This is a genomic window from Gemmatimonadaceae bacterium, from assembly GCA_016720905.1.
Lineage (GTDB): Bacteria > Gemmatimonadota > Gemmatimonadetes > Gemmatimonadales > Gemmatimonadaceae > Gemmatimonas.
Genome location: JADKJT010000029.1, coordinates 400691 through 417168, shown reverse-complemented (window position 1 = coordinate 417168; position 16478 = coordinate 400691). Strand labels below are relative to the sequence as shown.

At 64.4% G+C, this 16478-nt stretch carries 18 protein-coding genes; all 18 read left to right on the top strand.

Annotation, left to right across the window (positions count from 1 at the left end):
- The 18 genes from IPP90_18600 to nadD all read left to right on the top strand — a co-directional run bounded on the left by IPP90_18600 (nucleotide 1) and on the right by nadD (nucleotide 16476).
- Complete coding sequence (locus IPP90_18600; protein MBL0172676.1) at nucleotides 1-942, top strand: dihydroorotate dehydrogenase; 942 nt, start codon at nucleotides 1-3, stop codon at nucleotides 940-942.
- Between the two features lie 2 nt (nucleotides 943-944).
- Entirely contained in the window at nucleotides 945-1670 is a 726-nt protein-coding gene (gene pyrF / locus IPP90_18595; protein ID MBL0172675.1) for an orotidine-5'-phosphate decarboxylase, read from the top strand.
- Nucleotides 1671-1924: 254 nt separating this feature from the next.
- On the top strand, nucleotides 1925-2041 hold the full coding sequence (gene rpmJ, locus IPP90_18590; protein ID MBL0172674.1) for a 50S ribosomal protein L36: 117 nt from the start codon (nucleotides 1925-1927) through the stop codon (nucleotides 2039-2041).
- A 15-nt stretch (nucleotides 2042-2056) separates the two neighbouring features.
- Entirely contained in the window at nucleotides 2057-2434 is a 378-nt protein-coding gene (gene rpsM / locus IPP90_18585) for a 30S ribosomal protein S13 (protein MBL0172673.1), read from the top strand.
- Nucleotides 2435-2437: 3 nt separating this feature from the next.
- Nucleotides 2438-2815, top strand: coding sequence for a 30S ribosomal protein S11 (gene rpsK, locus IPP90_18580; GenBank protein ID MBL0172672.1), 378 nt, complete (start codon nucleotides 2438-2440; stop codon nucleotides 2813-2815).
- Between the two features lie 2 nt (nucleotides 2816-2817).
- On the top strand, nucleotides 2818-3453 hold the full coding sequence (rpsD, locus tag IPP90_18575; protein ID MBL0172671.1) for a 30S ribosomal protein S4: 636 nt from the start codon (nucleotides 2818-2820) through the stop codon (nucleotides 3451-3453).
- A 173-nt stretch (nucleotides 3454-3626) separates the two neighbouring features.
- On the top strand, nucleotides 3627-4709 hold the full coding sequence (locus IPP90_18570; GenBank protein ID MBL0172670.1) for a DNA-directed RNA polymerase subunit alpha: 1083 nt from the start codon (nucleotides 3627-3629) through the stop codon (nucleotides 4707-4709).
- A gap of 6 nt (nucleotides 4710-4715) precedes the next feature.
- The gene (rplQ, locus tag IPP90_18565) at nucleotides 4716-5072 is read left to right on the top strand and encodes a 50S ribosomal protein L17 (protein MBL0172669.1); all 357 of its coding nucleotides are present in this window, start codon (nucleotides 4716-4718) and stop codon (nucleotides 5070-5072) included.
- 14 nt (nucleotides 5073-5086) lie between these two features.
- The gene (locus tag IPP90_18560; protein MBL0172668.1) at nucleotides 5087-5308 is read left to right on the top strand and encodes a 50S ribosomal protein L28; all 222 of its coding nucleotides are present in this window, start codon (nucleotides 5087-5089) and stop codon (nucleotides 5306-5308) included.
- A gap of 147 nt (nucleotides 5309-5455) precedes the next feature.
- Nucleotides 5456-6421: a GDP-mannose 4,6-dehydratase gene (gene gmd / locus IPP90_18555; protein MBL0172667.1), complete on the top strand. Its 966-nt coding sequence runs from the start codon at nucleotides 5456-5458 to the stop codon at nucleotides 6419-6421.
- A 40-nt stretch (nucleotides 6422-6461) separates the two neighbouring features.
- Entirely contained in the window at nucleotides 6462-7448 is a 987-nt protein-coding gene (locus IPP90_18550; protein ID MBL0172666.1) for a GDP-mannose 4,6-dehydratase, read from the top strand.
- Nucleotides 7432-10671: a carbamoyl-phosphate synthase large subunit gene (gene carB, locus IPP90_18545; protein MBL0172665.1), complete on the top strand. Its 3240-nt coding sequence runs from the start codon at nucleotides 7432-7434 to the stop codon at nucleotides 10669-10671. The genes IPP90_18550 and carB overlap by 17 nt, the downstream gene beginning before the upstream one ends.
- A gap of 5 nt (nucleotides 10672-10676) precedes the next feature.
- Complete coding sequence (locus IPP90_18540; GenBank protein MBL0172664.1) at nucleotides 10677-11333, top strand: N-acetyltransferase; 657 nt, start codon at nucleotides 10677-10679, stop codon at nucleotides 11331-11333.
- Nucleotides 11330-12391 carry a Gfo/Idh/MocA family oxidoreductase gene (locus IPP90_18535; protein MBL0172663.1) on the top strand — a complete coding sequence of 354 codons (1062 nt, stop codon included), beginning with the start codon at nucleotides 11330-11332 and terminating at the stop codon, nucleotides 12389-12391. Before IPP90_18540 ends, IPP90_18535 begins: the two co-directional genes overlap by 4 nt.
- A 36-nt stretch (nucleotides 12392-12427) precedes the next feature.
- The gene (locus IPP90_18530) at nucleotides 12428-13540 is read left to right on the top strand and encodes a DegT/DnrJ/EryC1/StrS family aminotransferase (GenBank protein MBL0172662.1); all 1113 of its coding nucleotides are present in this window, start codon (nucleotides 12428-12430) and stop codon (nucleotides 13538-13540) included.
- Between the two features lie 22 nt (nucleotides 13541-13562).
- Nucleotides 13563-14909 (top strand): nucleotide sugar dehydrogenase, encoded by a 1347-nt coding sequence (locus IPP90_18525; protein ID MBL0172661.1) that lies wholly within the window; start codon nucleotides 13563-13565, stop codon nucleotides 14907-14909.
- A gap of 109 nt (nucleotides 14910-15018) precedes the next feature.
- Entirely contained in the window at nucleotides 15019-15546 is a 528-nt protein-coding gene (locus IPP90_18520; GenBank protein ID MBL0172660.1) for a tetratricopeptide repeat protein, read from the top strand.
- A 303-nt stretch (nucleotides 15547-15849) separates the two neighbouring features.
- Complete coding sequence (gene nadD / locus IPP90_18515) at nucleotides 15850-16476, top strand: nicotinate (nicotinamide) nucleotide adenylyltransferase (GenBank protein MBL0172659.1); 627 nt, start codon at nucleotides 15850-15852, stop codon at nucleotides 16474-16476.
- The last annotated feature ends 2 nt before the right edge of the window (nucleotides 16477-16478 follow it).

Here is a 16478-nt window from a genome sequence, read left to right as displayed (position 1 = left end):
ATGAGCGGGACCAGCGGCGGGATCTCGATGCACGTTGCCGGACTCGATTTCCGAAATCCCGTTATCCTGGCGGCCGGGACCGCCGGGTATGGACGGGAAGTCGACGACGTGCTGGATCTCACGGCGCTGGGTGGATTGGCGACCAAAGCGGTGAGCGTCGCCCCTCGGCACGGCGCGCCTCCGTTGCGCGTCAGCGAGTTTGCCGGCGGCATGATCAACGCGATCGGTTTGGCCAATCCCGGCCTCGACGTGGTTCGTCGTGAGGCGATGCCCTGGCTGGCACGGCGCGACGAGGGGCTGCGTGTGCTGGTCAATGTGGTGGGCAACAGCATCGACGATTTCGTTACCGTGGTTGGCGGGCTGGATGCAACGCCGGGTGTGGATGCGTTCGAGCTGAACGTCAGCTGCCCCAATGTGCGCTCCGGAGGACTGGAATTTGGTGCCGATCCCGAAGCGCTTGGCCAACTCGTCCGGGCAACCCGCGCGAGCACGCACCGACCACTCTTCGTCAAGCTCTCCCCGACGCTGGGTGCCGGGATCGTCGAGGCGGCACGCATCGCGGTGGATGCCGGTGCCGACGGACTCACTTTGGTGAATACGATGCCGGGTCTGGTCATCGACCCGGAACGCCGTCGCCCGAAAATCGGATTTGGTACCGGTGGCGTCAGTGGGCCGGCGCTCCTGCCGCTGGGCCTCCTGGCGACCTGGCGCGTCTCGCGGGCGCTGCCGCACACTCCGATCATCGGACTGGGTGGGGTGTCTTCCGCGCGTGATGCGGTGGGGTATCTGCTCGCCGGTGCGTCACTGGTCGGTGTGGGCACGGCGGCGTTGCGCGATCCCCGCGCGCCAGAGCGCATCGCGCGCGGCGTCGCGCGCTGGGCGCTCGAACACCGTGTGACCGATCTTCGCTCTCTCATTGGAACACTCGAATGGCCCACCTGACCATGACGACGCCCACGGTGCCGATCGTGGCCCTTGACGTGCCGGACGCGCTGTCCGCTCGCGCGCTGGTATCACGGCTGGGTGTCCATTGCGATTTCTACAAAATTGGACTTGAGCTCTTCGCCGCCGAGGGCCCCGCGATCGTCGAGTGGCTGCGCGGAGAAGGGAAGCAGGTGTTTGTTGACCTCAAGCTTCACGATATCCCCAATACGGTGCGCGCCGCGTCCCGCAGCGTAGCCCGACACGGCGCGTCACTGCTGACGGTGCATGCCTCGGGTGGTTCCGACATGGTCCAGGCCGCCGTTGAGGGCGCTGGTGAAGGGGCGTCCGATCCGGAAGCGACCTGTGGGATTCTTGGCGTAACCATCTTGACGAGTCTGGACGGCGCGTCCGTGGGGGCGGCCTGGGGTCGCCCCCCGGTCGATGTGCAACAGGAAGTCCTGCGCCTGGCCGGACTCGCGCAGTCGGGAGGTGCCGTGGGCATCGTCTGTTCCGGTCACGAAGCGGCCGCCGTCCACGCGGCGTATGCCGGTACCCTGGGGCTGCTGATTCCCGGAATTCGGCTTCCGGGCGGGGACCGTCATGATCAGCGACGCGTGATGACCCCGGAGGCCGCGATCCAAGCTGGGGCTCGCTGGCTGATCCTCGGCCGGGCGGTGACGGCGGCGGTCGACCCGATCGCCGCGATGCAGTCCGTCCATGCGGCGATACGTTCCCCCAGCGTTTGAGCGATTGGACCGACAGCGGGGGTTGTCGGAGCAGCCTATGCCAGCTAAGATGAAGGGCTTACCGGTTTTCCGGTGACATTTTCGAGGCCGATCCGCCGGCCACATTCGCTGTCACGCGTGCGCGGAATCGTTCGTCATCTCGACGCCGATGCTTCACGCGTGATGAACACATGGGGAGTCCAGCCGGCCAGCGCGTGCAGCGTGCACACGTCGGTGCGGGAGATTCCATCGGCGCCGACGCGCCGAGGTGGCCCGTGAAAGTTCGTAGCAGCGTCAAGCCGATTTGTGAGCACTGCAAGGTCGTCAAGCGACAGGGCGTGACTCGCATCATCTGCAAGCGCAACCCGAAGCACAAGCAGCGTCAAGGCTAAGGGGAACGCACAGACATGGCACGTATCGCAGGCGTCGATCTCCCTCGTGAGAAGAAGGTTGAGATCGGCCTCACCTACATTTTCGGCATCGGGCGCAAGATGGCCCAGCGCATTCTCGCGGCCACGGGCGTCAGCCCGGCGCAGCGGGTGCGCGACTTGTCCGACTCCGACGTCAACAAGCTCCGTCAGGAACTCGAGCGCAATCATCGGGTCGAAGGTGCGCTGCGCACCGAAGTCGCGATGAACATCAAGCGCCTGATGGATATCGGCTCGTATCGTGGCACGCGCCATCGCCGGGGCCTCCCCGTGCGCGGGCAGCGGACGCACACGAACGCGCGCACCAAGAAGGGGCCGCGCCGCGCTATCGCGGGCAAGAAGAAGGTGACCAAGTAAACCATGGCTACCGCGAAGAAAACCAAGCGCGTCGTCGAGGCGGAAGGCATCGCCCACGTCAGCGCCACGTTCAACAACACGACCATCACGATCACCGACATGCATGGCAACGCCGTGTCGTGGGGATCGTCCGGCAAGGCCGGCTTCAAGGGGTCGAAGAAGTCCACGCCCTTTGCTGCCACGGTGGCGTCCGAGCAGTGCGCGCGCGAGGCGCTCACCGCCGGCGTGCGCCGGGTGCATGTCCGCGTGCAGGGTCCGGGCTCGGGCCGCGAATCGGCCATCCAGGCGCTGGCGACGGCGGGTCTGCAGGTGAAGTCCATTCGTGACGTCACGCCGATTCCGCACAATGGTTGCCGTCCCCCCAAGCGTCGGAGGGTCTGACCATGGCTCGCTATACCGGTCCCAGCTGCCGCCAGTGCCGTCGTGAAGGCCAGAAACTGTTCCTGAAGGGCACCAAGTGCTTCACGGAGAAGTGTCCGGTGGAACGCCGTCCGTACGCGCCCGGCCAGCACGGCCAGGCGACGGCCCGCCGCAAGAAGTTGTCGGAGTACGCCAAGCAGTTGCGCGAGAAGCAGAAGATCAAGCGCATGTACGGCATCAGCGAGAAGCAGTTCCGCAACACGTTTGAGCGCGTGGCGTCCTTCCCGGGCATCACGGGCCACAACCTGCTGGCGGCGCTCGAGACGCGTCTCGACAACGTGATCTATCGCATGGGATTCGCGCCCAGTCGCAAGGCCGCGCGCCAGCTCATCCGGCATCGTCACATTGAAGTGAAGCAGCGCATTCTCGACGTGCCGTCGTATCAGGTCCGTCCGGGCGAGGAAGTCCGCGTGAAGCAGTCCTCGCGCGAACTGCTGCTGGTGCAGGCGGCACTCGAACAGAGCGGGCGTGGTTCATCGCTCTCCTGGATTGCGGTCGACAAGGAGTCGTTCAGCGGCCGGGTGCTCGAGAAGCCGGCGCGTACGGCCATTCCGTTGGCGGCACAGGAGCAACTCGTGGTGGAGTTGTACTCGAAGTAAGTACTTAGTACTTAGTACTTGGTACTTGGTACTTGGTACTTGGTACTTGGTACTCAGTACTCAGTTTCGATCGGGACCCGAACTCCCGTACGGGTCTGCCACGCGTTCGGGGCGAGGCAGAGCGTCTTCGATTCCGTTCGAATCGATGTGATCACCTAACACCATAACATTCCATGGCGAATACGATCGATCTCAGCGGACTGGTTCGTCCGCAGCTGGTTGAAGCGACGAAGCGCGATGATACGCCGAATCTGGCGGAATTCCGGCTGCAGCCGCTGGAACGCGGCTTTGGGCACACGCTGGGCAACGCGATGCGTCGACTGCTGCTGTCGTCGTTGCGCGGTTCTGCGGTGTGGGCCTTCCGCATTGACGGCGTGGTGCATGAGCACCAGACCATCGCCGGCGTGGTCGAGGATGTGCACCAGATCATCGGCAACCTGAAGACGCTGACACTGGCGCTGCCCGACGAAGTCGAGCAGACCGTGCTGCGGATCAGCAAGTCGGGACCCGGCGTGGTGACGGCCGCGGACATTCAGGTGCAGGCCGTTGGCGGCGTTCGCGTCGTCGATCCGTCGCACCACCTGTTCACGATCACGGACGAGCGCGATTTCAACGTCGAGCTCTACGTGAACAAGGGGCGCGGGTACGTCGAAAGCGACCAGCATCCCGCCGACAAGAATCTGTCGGTGGATGTCGTACGCATCGATGCGATCTACAATCCGGTTCGTCGCGCCAACTTCACCGTCGCGGAAACGCGCGTCGGCCAGCGCACCGACTACGATCGTCTCACCCTTACGGTGGAAACGAACGGCACGATGTCGCCCGAGGAAGCGGTCAGCTACGCGGCCGCGCTGGCCCAGACCCACTTCCAGTACTTCGTGGGTTTTGGGTCGTCGGCCTCGGCACAGCCGGGCGCAGCAGGTGATGGCGCGAACAGCGACGCCCTGCGGCTGGCGGAACTGTTCCGGACCCCGATTGACGATCTCGAGCTGTCCGTCCGATCAGTCAACTCACTCAAGAATTCCAACATTCGCTCGCTCGGTGATCTGGTTCGCCAGACCGAGGCGCAGATCCTTCAGGTGAAGAACTTCGGCAAGAAGTCCCTGCAGGAAATCGCCGCACTGCTCGAGAAGGAAGGGCTCAATTTCGGAATGCGCTATGAAGAGAGCACGGACGGTGTCCGGATTCTCGACATGGGCACGGCGCCCAGCCGCGCCGCCGAAAATGCGCCCGATGACGACGACGACGAGGAATAACGTCCCATGCGCCACCGTAAGGCCAATCGCCAACTCCGGCGGACCAGCGAACAGCGTCTCGCGCTGCTTCGCAACCTCGCCACCTCGCTGATCGAGTCTGGCGCGATCGAAACGACGGAAGCCAAGGCGAAGGAACTCCGCCCGTTCGTCGAAAAGCTTATCACCAAGGCTCGGAGCGGCACGCTGCACGCGCGTCGCCTGGCCGGCAAGCACGTCCAGAAGCGTGAGGCGGCGGACAAGCTCTTTCAGGAGATTGGACCGAAGTTCGCCACACGCCCGGGCGGCTACACGCGCATTCTCAAGACCGGCCACCGCAAGGGTGACGGCGCGGAGATGGCGCGGATCGAATTGATCCTCAGCTGACAGGACGTATCGTCATGGCCATCAATCGTCATCGCTGCTTCTGCTGCGACAAGGGCGTCGCGTTCGGAAACAGCGTCTCGCACGCGAACAACAAGACCCGCCGCACCTGGAAGCCGAACCTGCAGGTCGTTCGGACACTCCACGACGGCACGATCATCAAGGTGAAGGTGTGCACCCGGTGTCTCGCGGCCGGCAAGATCAAGCGCGCGCCGCGTGGTCAACTCGCCGTCGCCTGATTTCACCGTGATCAACGCCAGGCGGGGAGCTCATTTGCATCGGGCTTCCCGCCTTCGCGTATCTGGCACACGTCGTCTCTCGGTCCACGTCCATCCGACGCCGCGCAACGGCCCATCGGCTTCGAAGACCCTTCTGCCTATTGCTCGATGAAGACCGCGCTTATTACCGGAATCACTGGTCAGGACGGGTCCTATCTGGCCGAGTTCTTGTTGGCCAAAGGATATCGTGTCGTGGGTATTGTGCGGCGGTCATCGACCACGCCCTATGAGCGCATTGCCCATCTCGTCGATCGTGTGGAGCTGGCGTCGGCCGATCTGCTTGACCAGACCTCGCTGACCGATGTGGTCGAGGCGACCAAGCCGGATGAGATCTACAATCTGGCGGCGCAGAGCTTCGTCCAGACGTCGTGGCAACAGCCGGTCCTTACCGGCGAGTTCACGGCGCTGGGCGTGACCCGCATGCTCGAAGCCATGCGCAAGGCGGCGCCGCGGGCGCGGTTGTATCAAGCCAGTTCCAGCGAGCAATTCGGCAAGGTCATCGAGACACCGCAGCGCGAGTCGACGCCGTTCTATCCGCGTTCGCCCTACGGGGTCGCCAAGGTATACGGGCACTGGATCACCGTGAACTATCGCGAGAGCTTCGATCTCTTCGCGGTGTCGGGCATCCTGTTCAATCATGAATCGCCGCGTCGCGGACTGGAATTCGTCACGCGAAAGATTTCCGACGCCGTGGCCCGCATCAAGACGGGGCTGCAGCGTGAACTGCGCCTGGGCAATCTGGACGCGCGTCGGGACTGGGGATTCGCCGGCGACTATGTGGACGCCATGTGGCGCATGTTGCAACAGGACACGCCGGACGACTTTGTCATCGGGACCGGCGAGACGTTTTCCGTGCGGGACTTCTGTCAGGCGGCGTTTGAGGCCGTCCAGTTGGATTATCGCGAGTTCGTGGTGCAGGACGAGAAGTTCTTTCGTCCGGCCGAGGTCGATCTGTTGGTAGCCGATCCGTCAAAGGCGAAGGCCCAGTTGGGGTGGACGCCAACGGTCACGTTCGCGCAGTTGGTCCGGATGATGGTTGAAGCGGACCTCGCCCGGTACGCTACCGCGCGGTGATCGCCCCGCCCGCCATCCCTCCAAGGCCTCGCGTGGGACCATGCGCGCGCTGATCACCGGCGCGGCCGGCTTTGTCGGCCAATGGCTCACGCGTGCTCTGCGTGAAGCCGGCATGGAGGTCACCGGGTTGGCGCTGGCGGACGACGTCACGTCGCGTGTCATCGCCGACACCAAGCAAACCGATGACCACTCTGCCGCCCGGTCGTCGTTGACCTGGCGCACCGGCGATTTGCGCGACAATCGCTTCGTGCAGGAGGCCGTCAACGAGGCGTGCCCGGATGTCGTGGTGCATCTGGCCGCCATCTCGCATCTCCCGACGGCCGCCGCCGATCCGGCCATGGCGTGGGACATCAACGTGACGGCCACCGCCCGCCTGCTGGCGCATCTGGACCGACTCCGCGCCACCGGCGCCGCCGATCCGGTGATCCTGCTGGTGGGCAGTGCCGAGCAATATGGTCGGCAGGAGGGATCGGCTCGCGCGCTCCCGGAGGACACGCTGCAGGCGCCACGCACGGTCTACGCCGCCACCAAGGCCGCGCAGGAGGTCATGGCCTTGCAGTGCTGGCGCGCGAGTGGACTGCGCGTGATGATCGCGCGGAGCTTCAACCACAGTGGTCGCGGACAGGATCCGCGATTTCTGCTCCCCGCACTGGCGGCGCGCGCGCTGGCGCTTCGCGACGTGGCGCCTGGTACGCCGCTCGTGGTCGGCAACACCACGCCCATCCGCGATTTCCTCCATGTGAGCGATGTCGTGTCGGCATATATTTCCCTGCTGAAACGCGGAACGCCGGGTGAGGCGTACAACGTGGCAAGCGGCACGGGCCGATCGGTGCAGGACATCGTGGAACGGGTGCTGGAACGGGCGGGCGTCCAGGCGCCGCTGGCGGTCGATCCGGCACTTGTCCGTCCCGTGGACGTGCCGGCGTTGATTGGCGATCCGCGCAAGCTGCAACAGGCCACCGGGTGGCGCGCACAGCGCACCTTTGACGATATCATCGACGAACTGATACATGCCGCGACGCACTGACCTGCACCGCATTCTCGTGATTGGCTCCGGGCCGATTGTGATCGGGCAGGCCGCCGAGTTCGACTACTCAGGCACGCAAGCGATCAAGGCGCTTCGTGAGGAGGGGTATGAGGTCGTGTTGGTGAATTCCAATCCGGCCACGATCATGACCGATCCGGAGTTCGCCGATCGCACGTACATCGAACCCGTGACACCGGAGTTCGTTGAGAAGGTCATTGCGCGGGAACGCCCGGATGCGGTGCTCCCGACGATGGGCGGGCAGACCGCGCTCAACGTGGCGTTGACGCTGTACGATTCCGGTGTGCTGGCGCGCTATGGCTGCGAGCTGATCGGCGCCAACGCGCGCGCCATTCGCGTGGCGGAGGATCGCAAGCTCTTCGCCGAAGCGATGGAAAAAATCGGGCTCAAGTGTCCCACCGGACGCACCGTGACGTCGCTGGACGACGCCTTGGCGGCCGTCGAGGACACCGGGTTCCCGTCCGTCATTCGTCCGTCCTTCACACTGGGCGGAACAGGCGGGGGTATTGCGTACAATCGCGAGGAGTTCGAAAGCATCGTTCGGCGCGGACTCGACTTGTCGCCCGTGCATTCCGTGCTCATCGAGCGCTCCCTATTGGGCTGGAAGGAATTTGAACTCGAAGTGATGCGCGATCACGCGGACAACGTCGTCATTGTCTGCTCCATCGAGAATCTCGATCCGATGGGCGTGCATACCGGCGATTCAATCACGGTCGCGCCGGCCATGACGTTGACGGACCGCGAGTATCAGCTCATGCGTGATGCGGCTGTGGCCATCATTCGCGAAATCGGGGTGGATGCGGGTGGATGCAACATCCAGTTCGCGGTCAGTCCCACCACCGGGGAGTTGATTGTCATCGAGATGAACCCGCGCGTGTCGCGCTCATCCGCCCTGGCGTCAAAGGCCACGGGATTCCCGATTGCCCGTATCGGGGCGAAACTGGCGGTGGGGTTCACCCTCGACGAGATCCCCAACGATATCACCAAGACGACACCGGCCAGTTTCGAACCGGTGCTCGACTACGTGATCGTGAAGTGTCCACGCTTCGCGTTCGAGAAGTTTGTATCGGCCGATCCGGGTCTCACCACGCAGATGAAGTCGGTCGGCGAATCGATGGCGATTGGCCGAACCTTCAAGGAAGCGTTTCAGAAGGCACTCCGGGCGCTGGAAAATGGACGCCCGGGATGGTCGGTGGGTGAGCGACTGGTGGACGATCGACTCACGGAGGAATCGAGGGAAGCGTTGCGTGGTGCGCTGCGTCGTCCGACGCCGGAGCGGATCTTCCAGCTCAAGCGCGCCATGCAGTTGGGGATGGGCACGGCCGAGCTGCATGAGATCACCGGCATCGACCCGTGGTTCCTCGACCAGTTGCACGAGTTGCTGGACGCCGAAGCGTGGTATCGTGCGCTCCCGGCCATTGATGCCGACGCGATGCGCGCGATGAAGCGCATGGGTTTTTCGGACCGGCAGCTGGGCACGCTGCGCGAGGAGTCGGAACCGCAGGCGCGGGCGCGCCGCTGGGCGCTGGGCGTGCGTCCGTCGTACAAGATGATCGATACGTGTGCGGGCGAGTTCCCGTCCAGCACGCCATACCTGTATGGCTGCTATGACGAGGAAAGCGAGGCGGTCACCGCGGGACGACCCAAGGTGATTATTCTCGGATCAGGCCCGAATCGCATTGGGCAGGGAGTGGAATTTGACTACTGCTGCGTGCGCGCCGTGCTCGCGCTGCGCGAGCAGGGCTACGAGGCCATCATGGTCAACTCCAATCCGGAAACCGTATCGACCGACTTCGACATTTCCGACAAACTCTTCTTTGAGCCGCTCACGCTCGAGGATGTGCTGGAGATTGTCGAACGGGAACAGCCCCTGGGCGTGATTGTGCAGTTGGGTGGTCAGACACCGCTCAAGCTCACGCGCGCCCTTGAGGCGGCCGGCGTGCGCATTCTTGGCACGTCACCCGATTCCATCGACATCGCCGAGGATCGCCGGCGATTCGAGAAGCTCACGCGGGAACTGGGCATCGTGCAGCCCGCCAATGGCACGGCCACCAGCGTCGATGAGGCGGTGGCCATTGCCGACCGCATCGGGTATCCGGTGCTGGTGCGCCCATCGTATGTGCTGGGTGGCCGCGCGATGGAGATCGTGCACGACGCGACCTCGTTGCGCGACTATTTCGAGCGGGCCGCCCGGGTGAGCGAAGACCGACCGGTACTGGTGGACCGGTTTCTTGAGGATGCGTTCGAAGCCGACGTGGATGCGCTCAGTGACGGCACGGATGTGGTCATCGGTGCCGTCATGGAGCACATCGAAAGCGCCGGCATTCATTCCGGCGATTCGGCGTGCGTGTTGCCGCCCTATCTCATACCGCCGGCCGCCGTCGAGCAGATGAAGGTGCATACGGTGGCTTTCGCGAAAGCCCTTGGCGTGGTGGGGCTGATCAACGTGCAATACGCGTACAAGGACGGTGTTGTCTACGTGATCGAGGTCAATCCTCGCGCGTCGCGCACGGCGCCGTTCGTGTCCAAGGCGATCGGGGTGTCGCTGCCGTCGGTGGCTGCCCGGCTGATGCTGGGCGAGACGCTGGCCCAGGTCGGCTTCACCCGGGAGATCATCCCGCCGTATGTCAGTGTGAAGGAAGCCGTGTTTCCGTTCAACAAGTTCCGGGAGTTTGATCCCGTGCTGGGCCCCGAAATGCGTTCGACCGGTGAAGTCATGGGTATCGATGACGATTTCGGGACTGCATTCCTCAAGTCACAACTGGCGGCGGACAATGCGTTGCCCCGCGAAGGCGCCGTGTTCCTGACGCTCAATGATTCCGACAAACCCAACGCCGTGCCGCTGGCCCGCCGCTTCCGTGCGCTGGGCTTTCGCCTGTTCGCCACCAGTGGCACGGCCGCGCACCTGCGCGCTCAGGGTGTCGAGGTCGAGTCGGTGCTCAAGGTGCATGAGGGTCGTCCGCACGGCGTCGACCTGATCCTGAATGGCGAGGTGCAGTTGCTGGTGAATACCCCACTGGGCAAGCACGCCCAGGTGGACGATGAACGACTGCGGCAGGCGGCCATCGCCAATCGCGTGCCGTACACCACCACGTTGTCGGCGGCCAGCGCGGCCGCGGAGGCCATCGCCGCGCGACAGACGCGCGAACCGACGGTTCGGGCCTTGCAGGAATGGCACGAGCAGCTCGGGGCTCCGGGCACGTGAACGAGATGATTGATGCGCCAGGTCGTGGGCATGTCGGTCGCGGCGTTTCGCTGGGCGCCGGCGCGCTGGTGCACGAGTCGGCGTATGTGGATGATGGCGCGATCATTGGGGCGGGGACGCGCATCTGGCACTTCACCCATGTGATGGGCGGTGCGGTCATTGGCGCCGGGTGCTCACTGGGGCAGAATGTGGTCGTGATGAACACCGTGCGCATTGGCGACAACGCGAAAATCCAGAACAATGTGTCGTTGTACGAGGGCGTCGAGCTTGAGGCCGATGTGTTCTGCGGTCCGTCCATGGTGTTCACCAACGTCTACAATCCGCGCAGTGCGGTCTCGCGCAAGGCTGAGTATCGCCGCACGCTGGTGCGTCAGGGCGCCAGCATCGGTGCCAACGCCACCATCATCTGCGGCGTGGAGATTGGTCGGTTCGCGTTTGTCGGCGCGGGTGCCGTGATCAATCGCAATGTGCCCGACTACGCCCTCATGACGGGCGTGCCGGCGCGGCGCATCGGGTGGATGTCCGAGGCCGGGTATCGACTGGAGTCGTTGGGATTGGCGACTGACGATGCGGCGCGCGAGCTACTGCGCTGCCCGGGAACCGGAGCACTCTACGAGCGCGTCGGCGACGTGGTAACGCCACACGCAACGAGGTCTGCATGACGGATCACTTCATCGCTGGAGATCGTCCCATTCGCCTTGCCCTCGTGGGGTGTGGCCGCATCAGCCGCAATCACTTTGAGGCGATTGCCAAGCTGGACGATCTGGAACTGGTGGCCGTCTGCGACATTGTGGAGGCACGCGCCCGCGAAGCGGGCGAGTCCCAGGGCGTGCCGTGGTTCACGAGCTACGAGCAGATGCTCGCGCAGGTGCCGAGCGACGCGGTAGTGGTGGCAACGCCGTCCGGCCTGCATCCGCAGCATGGGATGCTGGCCGCCAACGCCGGGCGTCATGTGATTTCCGAAAAGCCCATGGCGATTTCGCTGGCCGCAGCCGACGCGTTGGTGCAAGCGTGCGACGACAATCACGTGCAGTTGTTCGTGGTCAAGCAGAACCGGCTGAATCCGCCCATTCAGCTGCTGAAGCGCGCGGTCGATCGCGGACGCTTCGGACGGATCTACATGGCCAACTGCACGGTGCGCTGGACCCGCCCCCAGGAGTACTACGACCAGGCGCCGTGGCGCGGCACGTGGGAGTTCGATGGCGGCGCATTCATGAACCAGGCGTCCCACTATGTCGATCTGATCCAGTGGTTGGTGGGTCCGGTGGAAAGCGTCATGGCCAAGACCGCGACGATGGCACGGAAGATCGAGGCGGAAGACTCCGGGGTGGCGGTGCTGAAGTTCCGGTCCGGTGCGATTGGTACCATTGAAGTGACGATGCTGACCTTTCCCAGGAATCTGGAAGGCTCGATCACCATCCTGGGCGAGAAGGGCACGGTGAAGATTGGCGGGACGGCGGTGAACAAGGTGGAACACTGGCTGTTCGCTGACTACGACGATGACGACAAGCTCATCGAACAGGCGAACACGAACCCGCCATCCGTGTATGGCTTCGGACATGAAGCCTATTATCGGAACGTGGTGGGGGTCCTGCGCGGCGCCGCCATTCCCGATACGGATGGGCGGGCCGGCCGGAAATCGCTGGAGTTGATTCTGGGGATCTACGAGTCGGCCAAGACGGGCCGAGACGTTCCACTCCCGCTTCGTGTCAGTATCTGATGCCCCACATTTCTTTTTGCGAGCGGAACTGATCCCATGGCCGTTCCTCTACTCGATCTCAAGGCGCAGCACGCGACCATCAAGGCTGATGTCGTGGCGGCGCTCCTGGATGTCGTCGAACAACAGAACTTCATCCTCGGTGAGCCGGTGGGCAGACTGGAGTGTCAGGTGGCCGGCCTGTCACACACGAAGTACGCCATCGGCTGCGCCAACGGGACCGATGCGATCCTCCTGGCGTTGCGCGCGCTGGATGTCGGGCGCGACGATGAGGTGATCACGACGCCGTTTACATTCTTCGCCACCGGCGGAACCGTGCACAACGTCGGGGCGCGCCCGGTGTTCGTGGATATCGAACCCCGCACGTTCAATATCGCGCCCGACGCCGTACGCTCGGCCGTCGGGAGTCGCACCAAGGCCGTCATCGCGGTCGACCTGTTCGGGCAGATGGCACCGATTGAACAGATCACGGACGCGGCATCGGGCCGGCCCGTCATCGAAGATGCCGCGCAGTCCATCGGCGCCAGTCGCACCATCGGGGGCAAGACCGTGATGGCCGGCGAGGCCGCGGCGATCGGCACGTTCAGCTTCTTCCCGTCGAAGAATCTCGGTGGGTACGGCGACGGCGGCATGATGGTCACGCAGGACGACGCGTTGTTCGAGACGCTGATGAAACTGCGCACGCATGGCAGTCGGAAGACGTACTATCATGAGATGGTCGGATACAACAGCCGTCTGGATACGCTGCAGGCGGCGGTCCTCCTCGCCAAACTGCCGCATCTCGCCGGGTGGAGCGATGCCCGTCGCCGGAACGCCGCATTCTACGATGCCGCATTTGCCGATGTGGCCGAGGTGCAGACGCCGTACATCGATCCCGCGAATACGTCGATCTACAATCAGTACACGCTGCGCGCCGATCGTCGGAATGACCTGCAGGCACACCTCAAGTCGCTCGGCATCGGTCACTCCGTGTACTATCCCTTGGCGCTGCACCTGCAACCCTGCTTCGCGTACCTCGGTTACCGCGAAGGACAGTGCCCGGAGAGCGAACGGGCCACGCGCGAAGTGATTTCGTTACCGGTATTTCCTGAACTCACCACGGCGCAGCGCGATGAAGTCGTCGCCGCCGTGCGCACCTTCTACGGGCGCTGAGCGCCTCACGACGGCGAAGACCATGACCATGAAAGCGCAACTCCTCGCAAGAATCCACGATCGCAGCGCGGTCATCGGCGTGGTCGGACTCGGCTACGTGGGGCTGCCGTTGGCGATGGAGTTCGCGCGGGCGGGCTTCCGCGTCATCGGCTACGACGTCAGCCAGCGCGTGGTCGACCTGCTGATGGCCGGGCAGTCGCACATCCAGGACGTGCCCGGCAGCGACGTGCAGTCGGCGGTGAGCGCGGGGCTGTTCGTGGCCACGAACGTCGAGGCCCGGCTCAAGGAGTGCGACGCGATCTCCATTGCCGTGCCCACGCCGCTGTCCAAAACCCGCGACCCGGATATGGCGTTTGTGCTGTCGGCCGCCGACGCGATTGCCCGACAGGCGCATCCGGGCATGTGCGTGGTGCTCGAGAGCACCACCTATCCCGGCACCACGCGCGAACTGCTGCAGCCGCGGCTTGAGGCGATGGGGCTGGTGGTGGGGCAGGATGTGTTCGTGGCGTTCAGCCCCGAGCGGGTCGATCCGGGCAACGCCGTCTACCACACCAAGAACACGCCCAAGGTGGTCGGTGGCATTACGCCGGCCTGCGTCGAGGTGGCCAGTGCGCTCTACGCGAGTTGCATCGACACCATCGTGCCGGTGACGTCGCCGGAAGCCGCCGAGTTGGTGAAGCTGCTGGAGAACACGTTTCGCGCGGTGAACATCGGGCTGGTGAACGAGATCGCGATAGTCTGTGACAAACTGGGGTGGACGTCTGGGGAAGTGATCAACGCGGCGGCCACCAAGCCGTTCGGGTTCATGAAGTTCACGCCGGGGCCCGGCATCGGCGGGCACTGCATTCCGCTCGATCCGCACTACCTGGCGTGGAAGATGCGCACGCTCAACTACAAGACGCGCTTCATCGACCTGGCCAGCGAGATCAACTCGCACATGCCCGAGTGGGTGGTACAGAAGGTGGCCGACGCGTTGAACGATGTACGCAAGGCGGCGCGGGGCAGCCGCGTGCTGGTGCTGGGCGTGGCGTACAAACCCGATATTGACGACGTGCGAGAGAGTCCGGCCCTGGATGTGATCCGCCTGCTCGAATCCCGCGGCGCCCATGTGGAATTCCACGACCCGTTCGTGCACGAGTTCCGCGAGGAGGGCCACATGCGCAAGAGTGTCGAGCTGTCCGACGAGATGCTCCGCTGGGCTGACGCGGTGGTCATCGTCACCGATCACAAGGCGGTGGACTACCAGCGGGTGGTGGACCATGCCACGCTGGTCGTCGATACCCGGAACGTGACCGCCAGGACGCATGGCGGACGGGCCCGCGTAGTGGGGCTCGCCTCAACCGCCCGGGCGACGGGAGCCTCGGCATGACGCACCGGAAGATCGGTGGTGTTCCGGCGGATCAAGGTCGTCCCGTTCGGGTAGCAGGCCCAGCATGAATCGCCTGTCATCCCGTCCCTCGCGCATCGAATGGCGCGTCTTGATCCTCCTCAGCATGGCGGCCACGCTGGCGGCCTGTTCCGGCGGGTTCAAGCCGCAGAATTTCGCCAACCCGGAAGCCCTGTTCAGGGCGTCGCTGTTGGAGTATCAGGCCAAGCATTGGGAGAACGCCCAGATTGGTTTTGAACGGCTGACCAACGACCTGTCAGCTCGCGACCCGCTCCTCGCGCCGGCCTTCTTCTACCTCGCGATGTCGCACGAACAGCGCGGGGAGTTGTTGCTGGCCGCGCAGGCGTTCCAGCGGGTGACCGACGGATTCCCCGATGACACGCTGGCCCCCGGTCGATGCTGGGGTTGGTCGCAGTTACCAGAAGCTCTGGCGTCGCCCGTCGTTGGATCCGGAGAACGGGCAGAAGGCAGTCTCGCTCCTGCGGGCCCTGCTGTCGTCGTATCCGGACGCCAAGGAAACGGCCGATGCGCGGGCGCGTATTCTTCAGCTCGACGAATGGTTCGCGGAGAAGGACTATCTGACCGGTGTGCACTACCAGCGCGTCCGGCGGTCCATTGACCCGGCCATCATCTATTTCAAGGACGTCGTCACCACCTATCCCAACACGAAAGCGGCTCGGCTTTCGTGGCTGCGGCTTCATGAGCTCTACACGAAGATCCGCTGGAAGGACGATGCCTCCGAGACCTGTTCGGCCATGTGGAAGGCCTACCCTGGCGACGCCGATGTGAAGGTGGCGTGCGGGAACCCGACGGCCGAAAAGGCCGTCGCTACGCCGGTCAAGACACCACCCGATGCGGTCATGTCGCCGGTCGCCTATGCGCGACCCGGCCCCCGCCCGCTCAATCGCCCCTGAGTCACCACATGCGTCTGGGCATTTTCGGCGGAAGCTTCGATCCGCCACACGTGGGACATCTCCTCGTGGCCCAGGACGCTGTTTCGGCGCTGTCGCTCGACCGGCTGCTGATCGTGCCGGCGGCGCAGCAACCGCTCAAGCAGGGACGGCACACGCCAGCCGAACACCGGCTGGAGATGGTGCGGCGCTGCTTTGAGCATCTGCCGGAGATGGTGGTCGACCCCATCGAAATCGAGAGGGGCGGGTTATCTTTCATGGTTGACACGGTGGAGACCCTTCAGCGGCGCTGGCCGCTGGCGGAGCTCTATCTGCTGGTTGGAGCGGATGTGGTTGCCACGTTGCCGCAATGGCGGGAGCCGGCGCGACTGCGTGCGATGGCCCGTTTGGTCATTCTGCGACGGAACGATGTGGCAGAGGTGACCGATGACCGCTCCGATCGGCGCGACGCGCCGGGATTCCCGGTACAGCATCTGGCAACGCGCCGGGTGGATGTGTCGTCAACCGAGATCAGGGCACGCGTGCGGGAAGGTCGCTCCATCCGGGGCTTCGTGACCGACGCCGTTGCCGACTACATCGCGTCCGCCGGATTGTATCTCCGGGACCCGGTGGCAGAGGACGTCTCCGCGCGCGCCTGACG